Origin of the sequence: Sphingomonas sp., from assembly GCF_019635455.1 — a bacterium.
Taxonomy (GTDB): domain Bacteria; phylum Pseudomonadota; class Alphaproteobacteria; order Sphingomonadales; family Sphingomonadaceae; genus Sphingomonas.
In genome coordinates this window covers 43,462-65,877 of the sequence record NZ_JAHBZJ010000006.1, presented here as the reverse complement: position 1 = coordinate 65,877, position 22,416 = coordinate 43,462, and the positions used below count along the sequence as shown (strand labels likewise).

The following is a 22,416-nucleotide window of genomic DNA, read 5'->3' as shown; positions in this document are numbered from 1 at the left end:
GTCCGACACCAATATTTCCGACGGGCGCCAGTCCCTTTCCGACCTCGGCACGGTCGTCGAAGCCCAGCCGGTTTCGACCACGGGCGAGCCGGGAACCGAGACCGTGATGCAGGCGCCGGTCACCCAGACCACCCCGCTGCGTCAGCAGGAACTCGACAAGTTCGGTCGCGCCTATGCGACCGGCCGTCGCAAGGACGCGGTCGCACGCGTCTGGCTGAAGCCGGGTTCGGGCAAGATCACGATCAACGGTCGCGATCAGGAAGTCTATTTCGCGCGTCCGACGCTGCGCCTCGTCATCAACCAGCCGTTCGGCGTCGCCGAGCGGGACGGCCAGTATGACGTCATCTGCACCGTCAAGGGCGGCGGGCTTTCGGGCCAGGCCGGCGCGGTCAAGCACGGCATCGCCCAGGCGCTGACCAAGTACGAACCGGCGCTGCGTCCGCCCGTCAAGGCCGCCGGGTTCCTGACCCGCGACAGCCGCGCGGTCGAGCGCAAGAAGTACGGCAAGGCCAAGGCCCGCCGCAGCTTCCAGTTCTCGAAGCGCTGATCGCAGCCTCATCGAAGCGAACAAGAGGGGGCGTCCGGGACATCCGGGCGCCCTTTCTTTTCGCCCTCACGCCTCCCCGAAAGAGACATATCCGTAACGAATTTTACGGCTTGACGCTCGCGCGCGTCCGCCTAGCCTGCGGGTTCTGGCCCACGGGAAATAGGGCCGACAGGGGGATCATCATGAACTCGATTCGTAATCGCCGTGCCGTGCGCGCGTCGCTGTTTCTTTCCGCCGCCGGCATCGGCCTGCTGGCGACGCCGGCGTTTGCGCAGAGCGGCCCGCTCGACCCGGGCAGCGCCGTGCTCGAAGCGCAATCGGGCGCGATGCCGGTTTCGGATCTCAACGTCGATGCCGCCGAACTCGATCCGCAGATCGTCATCGGCTATCCCGGCACGCCGACCACCGCGATCGATCCGAACAATGTGACCGGCGTCGGCCAGATGATCGTCGATAATCAGAACGGCACGATCGGCCTTTGCACCGGCACGCTGATCAACCCGCGCACCGTCATCTTCGCCGCGCACTGCGTCAATTCGCGCGCCGCGACCGCCTATGGCTCGCCCAGCGGCGGCACCGCGATCGGCTTCGGGTTCAATTCCAACAACAACCAGGCGGGCAACAGCGCGTTCGGGATCTGGCTGAACGGCAATTCGACCAACGCGAAATATGCCAGCAGCGCCGCGCGCAACATGTTCAACGTCAGCCAGGTCTTCTACAATTCGCGCTCGACCGAGGCGGATGCGAACGGCTTCCTCTACGCCGACGTCGCGACCGCAGTGCTCGATACGCCGGCCGCCGGCATCCCGACCTGGGCGATGCTCTTCTCGCCGCTGCCCAACCCCGGCACGATCGGCGCGAACGGCACCGGCTATCACGTCACGATCGAGGGCTATGGCCGTAACGGCACCGGCGACACCGGATCGGTCAACGGCGTGGATTATCGCCGCCGCATCGCCGACAACATGCTGGGCGCACTGACCTCGCTCAACGTGTTCGAACAGTTCCTGTTCGGCCCCGGCGGCGCGACCAACAATCCGCAGAATCTCTACTGGATCGATTTCGACGATCCCCGCCGCTTCACCACCGGGGGCGACCCGCGCGACTTCAACGCGTTCCGCGACAATGCGCAGGCGAATGAAGGCATCACCGCATCGGGCGATTCGGGCGGTCCACTGATCCTCGACACGACCTATGCCCGCCAGCTGGTGATCGGCGTCCTGTCGGGCGGTTACACCCGCTTCTTCAGCGGCGCGCCCGCCAACGGCTATGGCACCGCCAGCTTCTACCAGCCGCTCTACCTGTACTGGGACTGGATCGCGGCCAACAATCCCTATCACTATGTCGGCGCCGTCGCCGGCGACGGCAGCTGGACCGACCCGACCCATTGGGTGAGCAAGGTCGATCCCAATTACTATGTCCTGTCGGGCGGCAATCTGGTCAACGGCGTGCCGACCAATCCGGGCGGCACCACGGTCGATACCAGCGGCCAGTTCGGCCAGATCTGCTTCCAGTCGGGCGGGGTCAGCGATTGCTATGACACCGCCACCGGCCAGGAAATCGTCGAGGTCCGGCCGAAGGGAACCGGCGATATCGGCGACACCAATGGCGGCGGCCTGACCGTCGGCGTCGATACGCTCGACCTTGCCAGCACCGCGATCGCCGACGGATCGGCGACCGACGCTGCGGCCAGCGTCGGCACCTCGCTCTTCGCCAAGGTCGAGGACCCCAGCGCGCAGGCCGATGGCAGCGTGACGGCCCAGGCACTGCCGACCGCGACGCTGACCAACGGGCTGCCGGGCGCGACCAACTTCGTCCCCAACAACTCGGACGGCAACCGCGCCACCGGCGTCGCGGCGCAATATTTCGACGTGACGCTGTCGGCGACCGGCACCACGACGCTGTCGAGCGCGGTGACGATCGACAACCTGACGCTGAACGGCGCCGGCGCGGGGCTGACCATCACCTCGGCCGGGTCGCTGACCAGCCTGATGAACGTCAGCCAGATTACCGGCACGATGCGCGTCGATGGCCAGCTGACCAGCAAGGGCGATTACATGATCGTCGCCGGCGGCCTGAGCGGCACCGGCCAGATCAACGCGCCCTATGTGACCAACGTCGCGGGCGTCATCTCGCCCGGCACTTCGACCACGGTCGGCACGCTGACGTTCAACGGCAACCTCGTCCTGGGATCGGGTACCGGCTATATCGTCAACCTGGCGAACGGCGCATCGGACCTGATCGCGGTGAAGAAGGTGAATGGCACGAGCGGCGTCGCCAGCGTCGGTGGCGTGTTGCAGATTTCGTACACCTCGGCGCTGCGCGCGGGCCAGAGCTACACGATCCTGAGCGCGGAGGGTGGCCGCTCCGGCACCTTCGCGACGCCGAGCGCGATCAGCGCGATCCTGACGCCGACGCTCAGCTACACCACCAACGCGGTGGTGCTGAACATCGCGGCGGGCAGCTATACGAACGTGGTCTCGCCTTCGAACCCGATCGCCTATGCCTATGCGCAGCTGCTCGATCAGAACCGCAGCCGCGCCAGCAGCTATGACGGGCTGTACGGCCCGCTCGACCTGCAAAACGCATCGACCATCCTGTCGACGCTGAACGGCCTGGCGCCCGCGGTCGAATCGACCGTACAGACGCTCGGCATCGCGGCGGTCGATTCGAACGCGACCTTCATCCGCAACCGCATGCAGAGCCTGGATCCCAGGGATATGGGCGGCACGCTGGCCCGTTACGGCCAGCCGGTGCAGGTCGCCGCGGTCGGGCTGTCGTCCTTCGCGACCAATGTGAAGACCGACATGACGCAGCCGTCGATGGTCCAGGAAGGCGCGTTGCCCGAAGACGTCAGCGCGTTCGTGTCCGGCGGCTATCTCACCGGCGACGGCGCGGCGATGACCGGTGTCGGCGGGCGCGATAGCTTCAATGGCTGGTATGTCGGCGGCGGCATCGAGGTCGCGACCGGCGAAAACGGATTTATCGGCTTCGCGTTCAACTATTCGGATCTCGACGGCACCGCTTCGTTGCCCGGCCAGACGGTGAAGAGCAGTTCGTTGCAGGGTACGTTGTATGCGAAGAGCATGATGGGCGGGCTGACCGTCGATGCGCAGCTGACCGCCGGCGCGGTGGGTGCGAACAGCAAGCGCGTCGTCAATTTCCTCGGCACGCCCTACACGCTCGCGGCGAAGGACAACGCGCTGGTCATCAGCTCCGAGGTCGGCATCGGCGCGGATCTGGGCAGCGAAACCTTCTCCATCGCACCGCGCGTGGCGGCCCGGGCGACCCAGATCGGCTTTGGCAGCGCGCTGGAGACCGGTGGCCCGATGGCGCTCAACGTGCAGCGGCCGAAATACACCAGCCTCCAGGGCCGCGCCGGCCTGACGCTCAGCACCAAGAGCGGCGGCGTTCGCCCGTTCCTGACCGGCACCTATGTCCATGAGTTCCAGGACCAGCCGAACAGCGTGGGCGCCAATCTGGTTGGCGGGATCGGTGGCGGCACGCGCTTCGCGCTGAACGGCCAGGACAAGGATTGGGGCGAGATCAGCGGCGGTCTGACGATGAAGACCGGATCGGTCGATCTGTCGATTGCGGCGGATACGACGGTGTCGCGCAGCGACCTGTCGGCACAGACCTATCGCGGGTCGGTGACGTTCCACTTCTGATCGCCGTCACGACGACACAATGCGACGGCCGTCCCCGATGGGGGCGGCCGTTTCATTTTCACTCAGCCAAACGGGGTCAGCCAAGCGGGGTATCCGGCGCGCCCATGCGGCGGGCGATCGTGACGATACCCTCTGGCCCGATCCGCAGTTCGTTGAACGATGGCGGGCTTTCGCGCACCCGTTCGGACAGGGTTCCCGCGCCGATCAGTCGCACCACGCGCCCGTCGCTGCGATGTTCGATATCGAACGGATCATGGACATGGCCGGTCAGCACGGCATGCGCACCGGCCCGCGTCAGTGCCTGTAGCGCGCGCCGGCCACCGCGCGTGCGCGACGTGCCGCGCGTTCCCGCCTCGATCAGCGGATGGTGGCACGCGATCAGCACCTGATGTTCCGGCGGGGCGCGGTCCGCCAGCGCCAGCGCCTCCGCCAGCGCGCGCGCACCCACATGACCCTTTGACCAGTTGAACCGCAGCTGAAACCGTGCCGTCGTCTTGAGCGGGACGATCGTCACGCCATCCAGGTCGAGCGGACGTTCGATCATCCGCTCCAGCGCCCGATAGCGGCGATAGGGCATGACGAAGCGCGCCCACAGGTTGAAATAGGGCAGGTCGTGATTGCCCACCTCGACCGTCACCGGGCGGCCAAGCCCTTCGAGCCAGGCGGCGGCCGCGTCGAACTCATGCTTGCGCGCGCGCATCGTCAGGTCGCCGGTCATCACGATCGCGTCGGGCCGCTCGTCGCGCACCGTCCGTGCGAACCAGTCGAGCGCGGCGACATCCTCTGCGCCGAAATGAATGTCGCTGACATGGAACAGCCGGGTCATGCATCGCCCTCCCGCGTGGTCAGAAAGATCGGGGGAGTCATGCCGCCAGCGATTTCGATGCCCGATCGTATGGTCACGGGCTCGCCGTCGAACAGCGCCAGCAACGCGCGCCGGGTATGCGGGCGCACCCGGGTGGCGCGCCGATCGGTCACGGCACGCGCGGCAAGCCAGTCGCCGGTGAGCCACGACCAGCCCAGTTCCACGATCGATCGCCAGTCGCGCGCGTCGATCGCCGCAACGTCCAGCCCGTCCGCATGGGGTGCGATGAAGACCGCCTGATACGCATCGATCATGCCCGGTACGCCGTCGATGCGGATGCCACGCCCAAAGGTGCGCCGCCACGCGTTGCGCGCAGCGCCCAGGACGCGCGCGAGCCGCCCGCGCCGTGCCGCCTCACGCGCGCGTCCCCATTGCGCGGCGGGACCGAGGATCAGGCCGACAAAGGCGCGGTGCGGACCTGCCTCGACCACCGGCAGGGCGACCCGGCGGAGATCGGCATGCGCGGCATGGATGATCGCATCGGGCGCCGCATCGCCGTGCAGCACGCGGGCAAGCATGTTCATCGTACCACCGGGCAGAATGAGAAAAGCCCCGTCCCATCCGGCGAGCGCGCACAGCGCCGCGTTGATCGTGCCGTCGCCGGCGAACAGCACCACCGTGTCGATATGCGCCGCCTCCAGATCGGCGACCTTGGGCAGTGGCTGATCGGGAAAGCGCGTGCGACCGGCCAGATGAAGCCCGCGATCGGCAAACACCGCCTCGATCGCTTCGCATTTTTCCGATGCCGCCGAGCCGGACCGGGGATTGGTAATGAACCAAAGTCGTTTCATGCCCGGTCCAACGCACGAACAGCCGATCGCGCCGCATCACGGACCGGACGAAAAAAAGGGGACCGAACTGCGGCCCCCTTTTCAGTCAGTTTGACCGCGCCTCAGCGGTCGGGCTGTTCGCCGTCCATGTCGCCCTTGCGGCGATCCGGATCGGCGTCCGTAGCGTCGTCGCGCTGCTGTTGCCGCTGACGATTTTGCTGCTGGTCGAGCGTCTGGTTATGCTGCTGAATCTGCTCGCCACCGGGGTTCGGGGTCTGACCCGCGTTACGTTCGTCCATCGCATCCGTCTCCTGTCGATTGCCCCACTCCACATCGACAACGAGCGATCATCGGCCGCGATCCTCAACCTGTCGCAAGCAAGTACCAGTAATCGCTTTATTTTCCGGTCCACTTCCCCGGGCGCTTTTCGACAAAGGCGGCCATGCCCTCCTTCTGGTCGGCGCTGCCGAACAGGCCGTGGAACAGCCGCCGTTCGAACTGGACACCCTGTGCGAGCGTGGTTTCATAGGCGGTGTTGACCATCTCCTTGTTCGCCAGCACCGCAAGCGGGGCCATGCCGGCGATCGTCGCGGCGGTCTTCATCGCCTCGTCCATCAGATCGGCGGCGGGGACGATGCGGCTGACCAGGCCCGCGCGCTCGGCCTCGGCGGCGTCCATCATCCGGCCGGTGAGGCACATTTCCATCGCCTTGGACTTGCCCACCGCACGGGTCAGTCGCTGCGAACCGCCCATGCCGGGGGCGACGGCGAGCTTGATCTCGGGCTGGCCGAACTTCGCGGTGTCGGCGGCGAGGATGAAGTCGCACATCATCGCCAGCTCGCACCCGCCGCCGAGCGCGAAGCCGGACACGGCGGCGATCACCGGCTTGCGCGTGCGGGTGAACCGGTCCCAGCCCGCGAAGAAATCATGCCCGTACATGTCGGCGAAGCCCTGTGCCTGCATCTCCTTGATGTCGGCGCCGGCGGCGAACGCCTTTTCGCTGCCGGTCAGCACCGCGCACCCCTGTGAGGGGTCGGCGTCGAACGCGGCGAACGCATCGAGCAATTCACCCAGAACCTCGCTGTTCAGCGCGTTCAGCGCCTGCGGGCGATTGAGCGTGACCAGCGTGACGGCGCCGCGCTGTTCGACGAGGATACTGTTGTAATCGGCCACGGAATACTCCCGAAGTTGACCAAAATTGGCTTATTTACGCGTTGGCGTCGGCTAACCGGCCGGCGCTGCGGGGCCGGGATCACCGCTGATGGTGCTCGCACAAGCCGGCCATTGTAGGAAAGCGAACATCACGCCGGCGCCCACGCCTCACCATCGGGCAGCGGCGCGAAGATCTGGTCGATCAGGTGATCGCTGACATCCTCTGGCCGCGCGGGGTTCCAGCGGGGTGCATTGTCCTTGTCGACGATCACCGCGCGGACGCCCTCGATGAAATCGTGGCGCTGGACGACGCGGCAACCGACCGCGAACTCCTGCCGCATCTCGTCCTCGAATGTCGGCATGGTCGCGCCGTCGAGCAGCAGCTTCAGGCTGACCTTCATCGTCTGCGGCGACTTGGTCTCAAGCGTCGCGAGCGTCTGCGCGGCCCAGTCGCCGCCGTCCGCCCGCAGCGCGGCGAGGATATCCTCGAGCCGGTCGGACGCGAACAACCGGTCGATCACGTCGCGATGCGCGAGGATGCGCGCATCGGGCGCGGGCGCGGCGAACGCGTCGAGGATCGCGGCAAGTCCCTGCGGCTCGGCGAGGATGCGCGCCTTTGCCGCATCCAGCCGGTCGGCATCCAGATAATGGGTCGCGAGGCCGAGCGCGAGACACTCCGCCCCGTCTAGCCGGTGGCCGGTCAGCGCCAGATACTGGCCGATCCGGCCGGGCAGGCGCGAGAGATACCAGCCGCCGCCGACATCCGGGAACAGGCCGATCCCGGTTTCGGGCATCGCCAGCTTCGTATTCTCGGTCGCGACGCGATATTTCGCCGGCTGGCTGATCCCGACGCCGCCGCCCATCGTGATGCCGTCCATGAACGCGACGATCGGCTTCACATAGGTGAACAGCGCGTGGTTCATGGCATATTCGGTACGGAAGAATTCACGCGCGGCGCTGCCATCGCCCGCGCCGCTTTCCGCGATCATGCGGATGTCGCCGCCGGCGCAGAACCCCCGACCCTCGGCATGGTCGATCATCACCGCCTCGACCGCCGTATCTTCGCGCCAGGCCTTGAGCGCCTCCAACACGGCGGCGCACATCGCGGTGTTGAGCGCGTGGATCGCCTTTGGCCGGTTGAGGCGGATGCGGCCGACCGCACCCTCGACATGGATCAGCACATCGTCGGTCATAACTTTTGCTCCTGCGGACGCAGGAACCCAGAGTCGCGAGCGCCGCACCGGTGGCTCTGCCTTCCCGCTTTCGCAGGAACGCGGATGGAAGGCCCCCTCACTGCCGCGTCAGCTCCCGCCCGACGATCATCCGCATCACCTGATTGGTGCCTTCGAGGATCGAGTGGACGCGCAGGTCGCGCCAGAAGCGTTCGATCGGATAGTCGCGCAGATAGCCATAGCCGCCATGCAGCTGGAGCGCGCGATCGACGATGCTGGAGCCGTTGTCGGTCGCCAGCCGCTTCGCCATCGCGGAAAAGCGCGACTTGTCCGGCGCATTGGCGGACACCTTGGCGGCGGCAAGGTAGAGCAGGGCGCGCGCAGCCTCCAGATCGGTCGCCATGTCGGCGAGCGTGAACTGCGTATTCTGGAAGTCCGCCACCGGCTGGCCGAACTGCTGGCGGTCCCTGGTATAGGCGATCGCCTCGTCGAGACAGCGTTGCGCACCGCCCAATGAGCAGGCCCCGATGTTGAGCCGCCCGCCGTCAAGCCCGGCCATCGCGAAGCGGAACCCCTCCCCCTCCGCGCCGACGCGGTTTTCCACCGGCACGCGGCAATCCTCGAAGATCACCTGGGCAGTGGGTGAGGCGTTCCAGCCAAGCTTCTTTTCCGGCGCGCCGAATGACAGGCCGGGCGTGTCCTTCTCCACCACCAGACAGGTGATGCCCTTCGCCTTTTCCTCGCCGGTACGGACCATGCAGACATAGACGTCGTTATAGCCCGCGCCCGAGATGAACTGCTTGGTGCCGTTGATGACATAATGGTCGCCGTCGCGGCGCGCGCTCGTCTTGAGCGCGGCGGCGTCCGAACCCGATCCGGGTTCGGTCAGGCAGTAGCTGGCGATCTTTTCCATGCTGACCAGGTCGGGGAGGAAACGGTCCTTAATCTCCTGTCCGCCGAACCGGTCGATCATCCACGCGGCCATGTTGTGGATCGAGATGTACGCGCTGGTCGCGGGGCAGCCATAGGCCATCGCCTCCATGATCAGCGCCGCCTCCAGCCGACCGAGGCCGATTCCGCCCGACTCCTCGGACACGTAGATCGCGCCGAAGCCAAGTTCGCCCACCGCCTTCCAGACATCGACGGGATAATGGCTATTCTCGTCCCACTCCGCCGCGAAGGGGGTGATGCGGTCGGCGGTGAAGCGGCGCGCGAGATCCTGGATCTCGCGCTGGTCGTCGGTCAGGTCGAACTGGCTCATGCCCTTACCCCATCGTGGGAATGACGAACGCGTTCTCGCCCGCGACGCTGCCGTCGGGCCAGCGCTGGGTCACGGTCTTCACCTTGGTGAAGAACTTGACGCCCTCCATGCCGTGCTGGTTGGTGTCACCGAACGCGCTGCGCTTCCACCCGCCAAAGGTGTGATAGGCGACCGGCACCGGGATCGGCACGTTGATGCCGACCATGCCGACGTTGACGCGCTGCGCGAACTCGCGCGCGGCATGGCCGTTGCGGGTGAAGATCGCGACGCCATTGCCGTACGGATGCTCGCTCGGCAGGCGCAGCGCGTCTTCGAAACTGTCGGCGCGCACCATCTGGAGCACCGGACCGAAGATTTCCTCCTGATAGGTGCGCATCTGTGGCGTCACCCGGTCGAACAGGCTGGGGCCGATGAAGAAGCCCTCCTCATGCCCCTGAAGGCTGAAACCGCGACCATCGACCACCAGTTCGGCGCCCTCATCGACGCCCATCTGGATGTAATTCTCGATCTTCGCGCGGTGCGCGGCGGTGACCACCGGGCCGTAATGCGCGTCGGCATCGGTGGAGACGCCGACCCGCAGCCCCTCGATCGCGGGGAGCAGCTTTTCGCGCAGTGCGGTCGCGGTCTTCTCGCCGACCGGGACGACGACCGGGAGCGCCATGCAGCGCTCGCCCGCCGATCCGAACGCCGCGCCGGAAAGGTCGTTCACCACCTGATCGAGGTCGGCATCGGGCATGACGATGCCGTGATTCTTCGCGCCGCCCATCGCCTGGACCCGCTTGCCCGCCGCGACGCCGCGCCGGTAGACATAATGCGCGATGTCGGAGGAGCCGACGAAGCTCACCGCCTTGATCTCCGGATGGTCGAGGATCGCATCGACCATTTCCTTGTCGCCATGGACGACCTGAAGCACGCCCTCGGGCAGGCCGGCCTCCAGCATCAGTTCGGCGAGGCGGACGGGAACGCTGGGGTCGCGCTCGCTGGGCTTCAGGATGAAGGCGTTGCCGCAGGCGATGGCGACGCCGAACATCCACATCGGGATCATCGCCGGGAAGTTGAACGGCGTGATGCCGGCAACCACGCCCAGCGGCTGGCGCATCGAATAGACGTCGATGCCGGGACCCGCGCCCTGGGTATATTCGCCCTTCAGCACATGGGGGATGCCGCAGGCGAATTCGATCACCTCCAGCCCGCGCTGCACATCGCCCTTCGCATCGGCGATCACCTTGCCATGTTCGGAGCTGAGCAGGCGCGCCAGCTCCTCCATGTTCTTTTCGACCAGCGCCTTGAACGCGAACATGACGCGCGCGCGCCGTTGCGGGTTGGTCGCCGCCCAGCCGGGCTGCGCCGCCAGCGCCTTGCCCATCGCCGCGTCCAGATCAGCCTGCACGCCGAGCGGAACCCGCGCCTGCACCTTGCCGGTATTGGGATCGAAAACATCGGCAAAGCGGGTTGCCGCGCCGCCGCTGGCTCCAGCAATCACATGGTCGATCGTGCGCATCCTGTCCTCCTGATCGCGGCCGCCTCGCCGCCCATTATGCCAACCGGCCGCGCCAGGCGCGGTGCCGATACGATCCAATTCTGAACCCGGCGGCATGGCAGGCGCCGGGGGGTCGTCGCGTCCGCATTGCGGACCGGTTGCCCCCGGGTCAAGGCCGCATGTACACCCCTAACCGGCCGGGGCGGCTCCGCGTTCGTCGGGACAGGGCATGCCTGCCGCCACCCAGCGGCCGGTATCGTCCAGATGCGATTGCAGCGATCCGGGCGGCTTTTCGCGCCCCGGGCCGGGATCGAAGCCCCAGCGGATGAAGCCGTTCACATCATGATCGTGGACGATATGTTCGATCAACCCGGCGCCATCGCGTCCGCCGTTGCGACGCGGATCGCGCAACTGACGACAGATTTGCGCGCTGGTCCGGCCGACCCATGTGAATTCAACGGGCGCGAGTTTCCATTCGATGCCGGCATGCGGCGGCGCATGGGGGATGCGGTTCGGCCGGTTCGACACCCGGTGGCAAGTGGCGCAGGGCAGGGTTTCCTCTCCCGTGCGGCTCTTGCCCCCGCGCACGTTCATCGCATGGGCGCGGGTTCCGCCGAAATAGGCGCCGGACCAGAGCGGAACGCCGCGTTCATCGACATGGCAGGACTGGCAGCGCGGGTGCGACAGGACGGCATGGATCGAATCCCATGCCTTCAACCCCTCCGCCACGCCGATGGCGCCGAAGCGGCGCACCTCCAGGCCCGGCGCCGCGGATTTCGGCGCCGTGGCACCGGTCGGGACATCGCCCGGTCGCGCCATCACCGCGCCCGCCAGCAGCGCCGAGGGAAGGATCAGCATCGCCAGATTGATCTGCCACCGCATCGCCGCCCCCTTCTCAGACGAAATCGACGAATTTGTTGAACGGCATTTCGCGCAGCCGCTTTCCGGTCGCCACGAAGATCGCGTTGGCAAGGGCGGCGGGCGCCGGGGGAACCGGGGGTTCGCCGATGCCGGTAATGCGCTTGCCGGTCTGCACCGCCTGTACCTCGATCGCCGGGCATTGATGCATCCGCATCCCCTGAAAGGCGTGATAGTTGGTCTGTTCGGCGCGGCCGTCGCGATAGGTGATCTCGCAATTCATGGCGTGACCCAGCCCCCACACCACTCCGCCCTTTACCAGATTGTCGAAATTCACCGGGTCGAGCACCGGGCCGACATTGACGGCGACGAATACCCGGTCGATGCGGATGCCGGCGGGGGTGCGCGTCACCTCCACTACTTCAGCCACCGGGGTGCCAAAGGACTCGATCATCGCGATGCCGCGCCCGCGGTCCCGGCCGGGATCGGTTCCCCACCCGCTCATCCGCCCCACCGCCTCCAGCACCGCGCGGGCGTGCGGGCTGTTGCACAGCCGCAGCCGCTCCGCGAGCGGATCGCCGCCGGCCGCCAGGATCGCCTCGTCCAGCGCGCATTCGAGGAAGAAGCCGTTGCCCGACGCGCCGACCGACCGCCAGCTACTGGTCGGCGGCATCCGTTCCACCGCATGCGCGCGCACCCGCATCGCCGGGATGGCATAGGGGGCGTTCGAGATGCCGGCATGGAATTGCGCGTCAGGTCCCAGCGAGGGCAGGCCGGCGCGGGCGCCCTGCGACGCCATGACCGAGGGGCCGGCGACGGCGATGTCGAGCGCCTCGACCCTGCCGTTGACGGCGCGGGCGCGAAAGCGCGACATCGCCATCGGCCGGGGGAAGTCATGGGCGAAATCCTCTTCCCGGCTATAGGTCAGCTTGACCGGCGTGCCGCGCAGCGCGGCGCCGATCCGCGCCGCCGCCCGGATATTCTCGAACTCCAGCCGGTGACCGAAGCTGCCGCCGGCATATTGATTATGGATATGGACGTCATTCTCGTCATGACCGGTGAGTTCGGCGACGAACTTGCGCGCGAACAGCGGCATCTGGCTCGCCACCCACATGTCGGTGCGCGCATCCGTCACCAGCACCAGCGCGCCGAGCGGCTCAAGCGGCGCATGGGCGAGATAGGGGATGCGATAGTCGCCCGCGACGGTGATCCCCGCGCCCAGCGCGGCATCGACATCGCCATCGTCGCGCGCGGTCGAATCGATCGTCCCGCCGAACGCCGTTTCGACCGCATTCCACTGGGCGGCCATGTCGGGAAGATAGCCGGCATCCTCCCAATCGCATTCGACCGCGTTCGCCGCCTGCATCGCGGTCCAGCTATTGTCGGCGATCGCGGCGATCCCGCCCTCGATCGCGATCACGTCGCGCACACCGGTCATGCGCCGGGCGGCAGTCGCGTCGAACCCGCGCAAGCCGGCGCCCTGGGCGGGATTGGTCCGCACCGCAGCATGGACCATGCCGTCGTGCGTCAGATCGATGCCATAGCGCGCCGTGCCGGTCGATTTGGCGACGATGTCGAGCCGCCGCATCGGTTTGCCCAGATGCCGCCACTGCGCCGGATCGCGCAATGCGACGCGCGTCACGGGATCGATCGCGGCGGCATCGGCGGCGAGGCTGGTATAGGGAATCGCGCGCGCATCCGGCAGGATCACCGCGCCATGCGCCGTGCTCAGCTGTTCCACCGGCACGCGATGGCGGATCGCGGCGGCGCGCTTCAGCGTCTCGCGGGCGATCGCCCCGGCCTCGCGCAGCTTCACGAAACTGTCCGGCACGGTCGAGGAGCCACCGGTCACCTGAAGCCCCAGGGTCCGCGCGAGCGTGTCGAGCGCGGCAAGGGTGAAGCGCGTGCCGAGTCCGGGATCGGCCGGATCGATGCCGACATTTTCGATCGCCAGTGCCGAATTGCGGTAATTGGGATCGGGCGGACCGGTCTCGACCGCGAACTGGCCCGGTTCCAGGTCCAGCTCTTCCGCGATCAGCATCGCCTGAAGCGAACGCACGCCCTGCCCCAGATCGGTGTGCGGCGCGATCAGGGTGATGCCCGCCCCGTCGATCCGGACCCAGGGATTGAAGGTCACCCCGCCCTCCCCCAATCCGTCGGCGAGCGGGTTGGGGTTGGGGGTGTTGTAGAGATAGGCGCCGAACGCCACCCCGCCGGCGACCGCCGCCGATCCCAGGATCAGCGTGCGGCGCGCGATCGTGCCGGCACGGCTCATGGCTTGGCTCCGCCCGCGTCGGCGCGCTTGCCCTCGGTCAGCCCGGCGGCGGCGCGGATCGCCTCGCGAATGCGCGGATAGGTCCCGCAGCGGCACAGATTGCCCGCCATCGCCGCGTCGATATCGGCATCGCTGGGGGCGGGGTGGCGGCGCAGCAGGTCCGCAGCCTGCATGATCTGGCCCGACTGGCAATAGCCGCATTGCGCCACCTGCCGGTCGATCCATGCCCGTTGCACGGGATGCGGCGCGTCGGGAGTCCCCAGCCCCTCGATCGTGACGACCTGCGCGCCGTCGAGATCGGCGGCGAGCACCTGGCACGAGCGGACCGCATGACCGTCCAGATGCACGGTACAGGCACCGCACTGGGCGATGCCGCACCCATATTTGGTCCCGAACAGCCCCAGCATGTCGCGCAGGATCCACAACAGCGGCATGTCCGGCGGCGCGGTGACCTGGACCGCGCGTCCATTGACGGTGAACCGCGTCATCAAAACCTCCCCCGCCTCATGCCAGCAGCGCCCGGACAAGCGCGATCACGATGACGGCGTCCACGCCGATAAACGCCCAGACGACCCAGCGGCGCACCGCCAGCCGGCGCCGCATCACGAACGCCGCGCCCATCCCCGCCATCACCGCGAGCAACGCGACCACGCCGGCGATTCCACCGCCAAGATTGAGCGCGATCAGCACGCCGAGCAGCGCATAGACCGCACCGACCGGCACCAGCCGCAGCGTATCGGCGGTGCGGCGATCCATCACCCATTCGGTCATGTGCCAGATGCCGGTAAATACCAGCAGCGCGGCCGCCAGTCCCATGTCAGCCTCCCCGTCGGGCATCGGGGCATCGCCTCGGCCCGACGCAGAGGTTAGCCGCTCGGGCGCGCAACGCAATGGCGGCCCTATCCCTGATGAATCGCCTTGGTCACGGTGTAGCTTTCATATCCTTCGGCCCCGCCCTCGCTGCCGAAACCCGACAGCTTGACGCCGCCAAAGGGTGAATCCGCGCCGCCGATGGCAAAGCTGTTGATGCCGATCATCCCCGCCTCGATCGCATCGCCGAGCAGGTTGGCGCGACGACCGCTTTCGGTGAAGGCGAAGGCGGCGAGGCCATAGGGCAGGCGATTGGCCTGCGCGATCGCCTCGTCCATCGTCGCGAAGGGGCGGGTGACGGCGACCGGGCCGAACGGCTCGCTCGACATGATCTCCGCCTCGTTCGGCACATCGGCGAGCAGCGTCGGGCGGAAGAAGAAACCCTCATTGCCGATCCGCTCCCCACCCGCGAGCGTGCGTGCGCCCTTTGCCTGGGCATCGCGCACCAGCGCCTCGACCGCATCGGGACGGCGGACGTTGGCGAGCGGTCCCATGCGGTTTGCGGGGTCCGCGCCATCGCCGACCGGGAGTTGCGCGGTGCGTGCGGCGAACCCGGCCAGGAACGCCTCATAGACCGGCTCTTCGACATAGAAGCGGGTGGGGCTGACGCAAACCTGGCCCGCGTTGCGGAACTTCTGTGGCACGACCATGTCGAGCGTCCGTTCCAGATCGCAATCGGCAAAGATCAGCACCGGGGCGTGACCGCCCAGTTCCAGCGTCATCCGCTTCACCCCGTCGGCGGCGAGTCGCATCAGATGCTGGCCGACCGGGACCGATCCGGTGAAGCTGACCTTGCGCACGATGTCCGAGGCGATCAGGTGGCGGCTGATCGTGTCCGGCACGCCGAACACCACCTGCAACACGCCCTTGGGCAGGCCGGCATCGTCCAGGCAACGGGCCAGCGCCAGCGTACAGGCCGGCGTCTCTTCGGGCGGTTTGGAGATGACCGCGCACCCGGCGGCGAGCGCGGGCGCGACCTTTTTCGCCATCAGATAGATCGGGAAATTCCACGGGCTGAGCGCCGCGACGACGCCGACCGGCTGGCGGACGACCACCGATCGCTGGCCGGCGGGGCGGACGAGCACGCGGCCATAGTCGCGCAGCGCGTCTTCGGCATACCAGTCGAACAGCTGGGCGGCGCCGGCCACTTCGCCGCGCGCCTCCGCGATCGGCTTGCCCTGTTCGCGGGTCAGCAGCGCGGCGATGGTGTCCGCCCGATCGCGCATCAGCGCCGCCGCCTTGTGCAGGATCGCGGCGCGCGCATTCGCGTCGGTCGCGCGCCAGCTGGCGAATGCGCGTTCAGCGGCGGCCAACGCGGCGTCGAGATCCGCCGTCGTCGCGACCGGCAGGTCGGCGATAGCGGCGCCGGTGGCGGGATTGACGACCGGGCGGCTGTCCCGCCCCTCCCCCGCCTGCCAGGCCCCATCGACGAACAGCGCAAGATCGGCGGCGACGGACATGGGCATTCCCCTCTTTCAACAATCGATGATCGAATGTGCGGGAGATAGCCCGACCGGCGGCGCATGAACAGCGACCGCGCGGCCGCCCGCTGCGGCCCGGCGAACGCGACAGGCGAGGGCGACCCGCACGGGGGCGAGCGTCAGCGGCTGAAGCCGAATTCCATGCGCAGCCCCAGCACCAGCGCATCGCCGATCGCGGGGTCCGCCGACGGGCGGCGGACATAATGGAGGTTCGGTTGCACCGCCAGCCAGGGGGTGAGCGGGGCGCGATAGCTTGCCTCGATCGCCACTTCGCTCGCGGCCGCGCCGGTCGCCGCGCGATAGGGGGCGCCGGTAAAGGCTGCGGCGAGCGCGATGCCGAACTGATCGGCCGGGCGGTCGGCATGCAGGCCGGCAACGGTCAGGCCGGCGCTGGCGAAGCGATCGAACATGTTGAAGCGCGCGCGCGCCACGCCGAGCCGCGCAAAGGTGGTGATCGCCGGGCCGTCGCCCTGCACGATCGGCAGTTCGGCGCGCAGATAGCTTCCCGAATTGCCCCGCGCCTGCCCCGCGCCGTCCTGCCGGTCGAAGCGCGCGGTATAGCGCCAGTGGCCGAGCAGGATCTTGCCGCCGCCCAGCCGCATCTCCCCCTCGCCGACGATCAGCGCGCCATCGGACGGCCGCAGGCGGATGACGGTCCGGCCCGGCCGCGCGGGATCGCCCGGCACGCCATCGAGAATCGCGGCACGGAAGGTCAGGTCGCGGGTCGCCGCGACCTCGATCCGGGCGGCGAGCGAGGTGGCGGGAAAGATCGAGGGGCCATTGCCGCCGCTCTGGGCGAAATCGGTGCCGATTCCGTGCGGGCTGCTGACGAACAGGCCGGCGCTATCGAGCGAATCGAATTCGGAATTGAGATCGTAAAGGCCGGTTCGAAGCGAGATGCCGGCCCCGATCCGCTGGTCGAGCCACATCTCGTACAGGCGGAGCGCGCGCACACCGGTCTCGATATTGCTCACCGCCTGCGCGTCGCCGGTCAGTTCGCCGAGCGAGGCGCCGTTATTGTACAGCGCATAGAGGTGCAGCCGCGCGCCGCGCCATCCGGCGATCCGGGCGAGATCGGCGTCGGCGATCACATCGACATTGTCGAGATAGCGAACCCCGCGCGCGACGCCGCCCGCAACATTGCCGATGACCTCGGCGGTGTAGACCGCTTCGAGTTGAAAGGGCGGCGCCGGTTCGCTGGCCGTGTCGCCCGGCGGCGCGCGATGAGTGTGGGTTTCGGTCTGCGCTTCCTGTGGCGCTGCGACGGCGATGGCCAGGGCGAGCAGCGGGAGCGCCATCAGAACGACACCATCAGATTGAGCCGGACGCGATCCCGCCAGGCGAGCGAGCCGGTCGTATAGGCCGGATCGAGCGGGCGATAGCGATACCAGTCGAGTTCCACGGCCAGTCCGGAGCGAGGTATGTGGCTGAGCACCAGCCCGTGCAGCAGGTAATTTGTCGACAGGTCGATATTGTCGTGACTGAACGCGGCCAGCACCGCGTCCACCTCTACCCGGCCGAACTGATAGGCCATGCGCCAATCCCCCGCCCGCGCCGCGCGTCCCGCGGCGAGTTCGGCGTAGATCCCGCTGTCGCCCGGCACCGTCGCGCCGAAATTGCGAACCACATCGCCGGTCAACGAGACCGGCCAGCGATCGCCCAACCCGCGATATTCCACTGTCGCCAGCAGCTCCGCGAGGTGGAATTGCGAGCGATATCGCCCGCCGGAGACCAGATTGCCCCGAAAATCGCCCGCATCGGCACCCGCCACCGAATTCAGACGATAATGATAATAGCTGCCGGCCAGGCGCGCGGTCACCGGCGCATCGGCGGGGGTGGCGAGCGACAGCTGGCCGCCCAGCATGTCGCTGTCGCGTCCGCCAGCGGATTCATCGACCGCGAACCAGAGAAGCCGGGCATCGGTGCGCAGGCCGGCGAGCGGCATCGACAGCGTTGCGCCCAGCCCCTGTGGCGATACATCGCCATCCCAGACCATGTCCGTCCGCGCGAAGGGGAGCGGGAATTTGCCCGCCGATATCGCGACGCCCCCATGCTGATACCGGATCCATGCCTGGTCCAGCGATACCATCAGGTCGTCGGCGAAATTGCCCAATGTGACGTCGGCGCTGTTGGGATCGTCCGGATCGCCGGTCGCCAGCTGTGCGCCCGCCGAAAAGCCGGATGGGCCGCGATAGGTCGCGCGCAGGCGGGCGCGCAGCACGGCGCGGGCGCGATCGCGGCCGGCACCGCGATTCCACTCTTCGCGCACGCGCAGGTCGCCGGAAACCGCGAGCACCGGCTGTGCGACCGGCCGTGGCACCGGTGGTGCGGCTGGGGACGAGGACGCGGCGGCAACGGCGGCGATCGACGGCGCGGCCTCGGGCTGGGTGCGCGACGGCTCCTGCCGCGCGGCGAGCTGACGCTCCAGCTCGGCGATCCGGTCGCGCTGCGCGGCGAGTTCGCGTTCGAGCGCCGCCAGCCGGGCATCGGCAGTCTGCGGCGCGGCGGCGGCGACGGCAAGCGCCAGGGCGTGGGGGGTCAGCATCGGCTATCCCCCCTGCCGCCGCGGCCGGCGCCGCTTCGCCCAGAGCCAGACCCCGGTGACGATCATCGTTATCAGCCACAGCCCGATCGCGATCGAGAGCAACCGGCCGACCAGCCCGCCCGCCTCCCCGGTATGGATCGGGAACAGCGCGCTCATGAACCGGTTGGCGGGTGAGGCGGCCGCGATCGGGAAGACGCCGCGCACCCGGCCGTCATTGGCATCGACCAGCACATAGCTGCCCCCATAAGCGCGCCGTAGTTCGCCCGGCGCGCGCAGCCGCACCCGATAGGTGGCGTCATCGGGTTTTGGCCAGGCGACCTGGGTGAACGCGCTTCCCGGCAGGGCGGCAAGGCCGGCGCGCGTGGCCGCGGCAAAACCGATCGGCGGGCCGGCCGGGGGATTGGCCGGCAGCGTGACCGATGTCGCGCCGATCCATTCGCCCACCCCATCCTCGAATTTGAGCAGCGTGCCGGTCCCGGCGATCGCCAGCGCCGGAACGACGACCAGCAGCCCGAGCGCACGATGCCAACCGTAAAGCCGCGCCGTCAGCGGACCGCGCCGACTGGGCCGCAGCGCCCGGCCCCATGTTCCGCGCCGTGGCCAGGCGGTGGCGAGGCCGAGCAGCAGGTTGGTGCAGAGCAGCAGGCCGCTGATCGAGACGATCCAGCTGCCCCATGCGCCGAGCAGATCGTGGTGAAATCCGACGAGGAACCCCATCAGCCGCTCCTCGCCCGGTTGCGGCGTGTCGAGGATGGTGCCGTCGCCGGCGATGCGAATCGACCGGCTGGTTCCGTCGGCATCGGTATAGTTGACATTGTAGCGGTCGGGCGCGCCGGCGGCGGTCCAGACCGATCCGACGGTGCCGCCGCGCGCGGTCACCGACCGGGCGATGCGGCGCTCGATCGCCGCATAGTCGGTGGGACGGTGGGTCGCGGAGATCTGCGCGTCGGTGACTTCCCAGTGGAAGACGATCAGCACACCGGTCAGCGCCTGAAGCAGCCAGAAGATCGCCGCGCAGAGACTGATCCAGCGATGCAGGCGGAGCAGGGTCGAGCGTTGGCCGGGACGAGCGGAGGCGGAGACGGTCATCGCATCAGGATAGGCGGACAACTGGCCCCGGCCACCCCCAGAATTTGCAAGCACGGGGGTCCAAGCAACCACAAAAGGCCCGACCGTCGCCGGCCGGGCCTATCGTGATCGATGCGTCGGCGCGGATCAGAATTCGATCGTCGCGGACGCCTTGAACGTGCGCGGCATGCCCTGCACCAGATACCCGCCGAGCGAGGACGCCCAGTAGCGCCGGTTGCCGATATTATCGACGTTGAGGCGCAGGGTGATCGGCGCGTTGCCGGCCACCAGCACGTAGCGCGCACCCAGGTCGAACCGGGTCCATTCGGGCAGTTCGAGCGTGTTGGTCAGGTTCACCTTCTGCTTGCCGGTCTGCATCACGCGCCCGGTCAGCGTGACGCCGGGCAGGAAGCCGAGATCCCATTCGACATTGACGTTGGCGGTATAGTCGGGAACGCCGATCGCATCCTTGCCGTCCGTCGTGCCACCCTGGGTACGCCGCTGCTTGGCATCGGTGAGCGACAGGCCGGCGATGACGCGCAGCCCATCGACCGGTTCGCCGTCCAGCGCGAATTCGATCCCCTTGTTGCGTTGCTGGCCATTGACGGTGAACACATTGCCCGCCGTCGTCGGCACGGTCAGCGTCTGCGGACGATCGGTCTGGAACAGCGCCATCGAGGCGTTGAACCCGCCCAGCGCCACCTTGCCGCCGACCTCATACTGGACGGTCTTGTAGGGTGGGAACACCTCGCCGACATTGATCGTGCCGGCCGGTGCGACCGGACCCTGTACCAGACCCTCGATCCGGTTGGCATAGATCGACACCGTCTGGCTCGGCCGGATGACCAGGCCGACAACCGGGGTCGTCGCACTCTTGTTATAGGTGCTGGTCTGCACGCCGGTGGTGATGTTGTAGCTGCGATAATAGATGTTCTGGCGACGAAGGCCGGCGGTCAGTTGGACCACATCGTCAAAGAAGCCGAGCGTGTCGGAGAAGAACAGGCTGGAGAGCCGCGTCCGGTTCGCCGGGTTCGGATCGGCGAGGTTGCCGGCCCGCAACGCGGTCAGCGCCGGCATCGCGACCTGGATCGGATTGTAGAGATTGTTCGCCGGCGCGATTGCCGTGTTGGACGAACTGAACTCATAGGCGTTGCGGTTCACGTACCGGCTGTGGGATCCGCCCAGATTGATCTCATGCGTGATCGGGCCGGTCGCGAACTTGCCGCGCACGCCCACCTGCCCCGCTTCATTATTGTCGTTGCGCGGGATGTTCGATCCGGTGACGAACCCGGCCCCGGTGGTGGCGTTGACAAGGCGGAAGCTCTGGTACGACCCCCGCTCCGCCGCGTCGCGGGCGCCGGCCGAGAAATAGAACATGAAGCTGTCGGTCAGATCATATTCGAACTTGAAGATGCCGAAGATGTCGCGAAGCGTGGTGTAGTTCCATGCCTGACCATAGTTGAGATCGGCGGGCGGCGCGTCCGGCACCGTCGTGACGGTGCTCTGCAACGTGACCGACGGGCGCATATGCTGCACCTTCGCGCGCTGGTAGGCGAGGTCGAGGCTGACGCGCGCGCGGCCGCCGCGCCAGTCGATGCCCGCGCCCAGCACCACCGAACTGCGGAATTCATCCTCGATCGCGATATCACCCGAGCGGCCCGCGCCGTTGATGCGCACGCCGAACGCATTGTCGGCGCCAAAGCGGCGACCGAAATCGAACGCGCCGCCGAAATGGCGGTCCGACAGGTAATTGGCGGTGAGGCGGTTGGTATCCTTGTCCTTCGCGCGCTTAGGGCTGAGGTTCACCGTACCGCCCAGTGCCGATCCGCCCGGCGCGGCGCCGAACAGGAATGCGCTGGCGCCGTTCAGGATCTGGACCTGGTCATAGAGTTCGGGCGAAACCAGCTGACGCGGCGTGACGCCGTACAGCCCGTCGATCGCGACATCCTCGCCATAGAGCGGGAAGCCACGGATCACGAACTGTTCAGAAGCGTTGCCGAAGCCCAGAGAGGTACGGACCGAGGGGTCATTCTCAAGCACCGCGCCCAGCGTCAGCGGCTGCTGGTTGAGGATCAGCGCCTCGTTATAGCTCTTGACCGCGAAGGGCGTGTCCATCGCGTCCTTCTCACCCAGCGCGCCGAGCGATCCGCTGCGGCTGACCTGGGTTTCGTTCTCGCGCTGGGCAGTGACGACGATGTCGTCGCTGGACGTCGCCTCCTGCGCCTGGGCCGGCGACCCGAACACCATCACGGCGGCCAAGGTGGCGAGGCCGGTGCGGCAAAACTGCGTGCGATTGACAGCCATGTTCAATTCCCCCGAATTTGGTTGTGCCTTCTCCCCGATCCCGGTCCGGTTTCGTGCCAGCCAGGTCATCGCATGATGACATTGCGCGGATGCATTGGGC

At 67.7% G+C, this 22,416-nt stretch carries 18 protein-coding genes; 2 read left to right on the top strand and 16 right to left on the bottom strand.

The window, feature by feature from the left end:
• The first annotated feature begins 13 nt into the window (after positions 1-13).
• Complete coding sequence (rpsI, locus tag KF783_RS09165; RefSeq protein ID WP_294078672.1) at positions 14-547, top strand: 30S ribosomal protein S9; 534 nt, start codon at positions 14-16, stop codon at positions 545-547.
• A gap of 182 nt (positions 548-729) precedes the next feature.
• The gene (locus KF783_RS09160; protein WP_294078443.1) at positions 730-4,215 is read left to right on the top strand and encodes an autotransporter domain-containing protein; all 3,486 of its coding nucleotides are present in this window, start codon (positions 730-732) and stop codon (positions 4,213-4,215) included.
• Between the two features lie 76 nt (positions 4,216-4,291).
• On the opposite strand, the gene KF783_RS09155 is transcribed toward KF783_RS09160, so the two are convergent.
• The 16 genes from KF783_RS09155 to KF783_RS09080 all read right to left on the bottom strand — a co-directional run bounded on the left by KF783_RS09155 (position 4,292) and on the right by KF783_RS09080 (position 22,316).
• On the bottom strand, positions 4,292-5,041 hold the full coding sequence (locus KF783_RS09155) for a metallophosphoesterase (protein WP_294078441.1): 750 nt from the start codon (positions 5,039-5,041) through the stop codon (positions 4,292-4,294).
• A complete protein-coding gene (locus KF783_RS09150) occupies positions 5,038-5,871 on the bottom strand; it encodes a diacylglycerol kinase family protein (protein ID WP_294078436.1) in 834 nt (277 codons plus the stop codon). The genes KF783_RS09155 and KF783_RS09150 overlap by 4 nt, the downstream gene beginning before the upstream one ends.
• A 101-nt stretch (positions 5,872-5,972) precedes the next feature.
• On the bottom strand, positions 5,973-6,149 hold the full coding sequence (locus KF783_RS09145) for a hypothetical protein (protein ID WP_294078434.1): 177 nt from the start codon (positions 6,147-6,149) through the stop codon (positions 5,973-5,975).
• A 97-nt stretch (positions 6,150-6,246) separates the two neighbouring features.
• Positions 6,247-7,023 carry an enoyl-CoA hydratase gene (locus KF783_RS09140; RefSeq protein ID WP_294078432.1) on the bottom strand — a complete coding sequence of 259 codons (777 nt, stop codon included), beginning with the start codon at positions 7,021-7,023 and terminating at the stop codon, positions 6,247-6,249.
• Between the two features lie 128 nt (positions 7,024-7,151).
• Entirely contained in the window at positions 7,152-8,195 is a 1,044-nt protein-coding gene (locus tag KF783_RS09135) for an enoyl-CoA hydratase/isomerase family protein (RefSeq protein WP_294078431.1), read from the bottom strand.
• Positions 8,196-8,292: 97 nt separating this feature from the next.
• Positions 8,293-9,435, bottom strand: a complete 1,143-nt coding sequence (locus KF783_RS09130) for an acyl-CoA dehydrogenase family protein (protein WP_294078430.1) — start codon at positions 9,433-9,435, stop codon at positions 8,293-8,295.
• A 4-nt stretch (positions 9,436-9,439) separates the two neighbouring features.
• Positions 9,440-10,936: a CoA-acylating methylmalonate-semialdehyde dehydrogenase gene (locus KF783_RS09125; RefSeq protein ID WP_294078428.1), complete on the bottom strand. Its 1,497-nt coding sequence runs from the start codon at positions 10,934-10,936 to the stop codon at positions 9,440-9,442.
• A 168-nt stretch (positions 10,937-11,104) separates the two neighbouring features.
• Entirely contained in the window at positions 11,105-11,797 is a 693-nt protein-coding gene (locus KF783_RS09120; RefSeq protein WP_294078426.1) for a hypothetical protein, read from the bottom strand.
• A gap of 13 nt (positions 11,798-11,810) precedes the next feature.
• A complete protein-coding gene (locus KF783_RS09115) occupies positions 11,811-14,048 on the bottom strand; it encodes a molybdopterin cofactor-binding domain-containing protein (RefSeq protein WP_294078425.1) in 2,238 nt (745 codons plus the stop codon).
• On the bottom strand, positions 14,045-14,536 hold the full coding sequence (locus KF783_RS09110) for a (2Fe-2S)-binding protein (RefSeq protein ID WP_294078423.1): 492 nt from the start codon (positions 14,534-14,536) through the stop codon (positions 14,045-14,047). The genes KF783_RS09115 and KF783_RS09110 overlap by 4 nt, the downstream gene beginning before the upstream one ends.
• Positions 14,537-14,552: 16 nt before the next feature.
• Entirely contained in the window at positions 14,553-14,864 is a 312-nt protein-coding gene (locus tag KF783_RS09105) for a hypothetical protein (RefSeq protein WP_294078422.1), read from the bottom strand.
• A gap of 83 nt (positions 14,865-14,947) precedes the next feature.
• Positions 14,948-16,378: an NAD-dependent succinate-semialdehyde dehydrogenase gene (locus KF783_RS09100; protein WP_294078421.1), complete on the bottom strand. Its 1,431-nt coding sequence runs from the start codon at positions 16,376-16,378 to the stop codon at positions 14,948-14,950.
• A gap of 140 nt (positions 16,379-16,518) precedes the next feature.
• Positions 16,519-17,697 carry a carbohydrate porin gene (locus KF783_RS09095; protein ID WP_294078420.1) on the bottom strand — a complete coding sequence of 393 codons (1,179 nt, stop codon included), beginning with the start codon at positions 17,695-17,697 and terminating at the stop codon, positions 16,519-16,521.
• Entirely contained in the window at positions 17,697-18,944 is a 1,248-nt protein-coding gene (locus KF783_RS09090; protein ID WP_294078418.1) for a putative porin, read from the bottom strand. The genes KF783_RS09095 and KF783_RS09090 overlap by 1 nt, the downstream gene beginning before the upstream one ends.
• A 3-nt stretch (positions 18,945-18,947) precedes the next feature.
• Positions 18,948-20,054, bottom strand: coding sequence for a PepSY-associated TM helix domain-containing protein (locus KF783_RS09085; protein WP_294078416.1), 1,107 nt, complete (start codon positions 20,052-20,054; stop codon positions 18,948-18,950).
• A gap of 105 nt (positions 20,055-20,159) precedes the next feature.
• Positions 20,160-22,316: a TonB-dependent receptor gene (locus KF783_RS09080; protein WP_294078415.1), complete on the bottom strand. Its 2,157-nt coding sequence runs from the start codon at positions 22,314-22,316 to the stop codon at positions 20,160-20,162.
• Between the last annotated feature and the right edge of the window lie 100 nt (positions 22,317-22,416).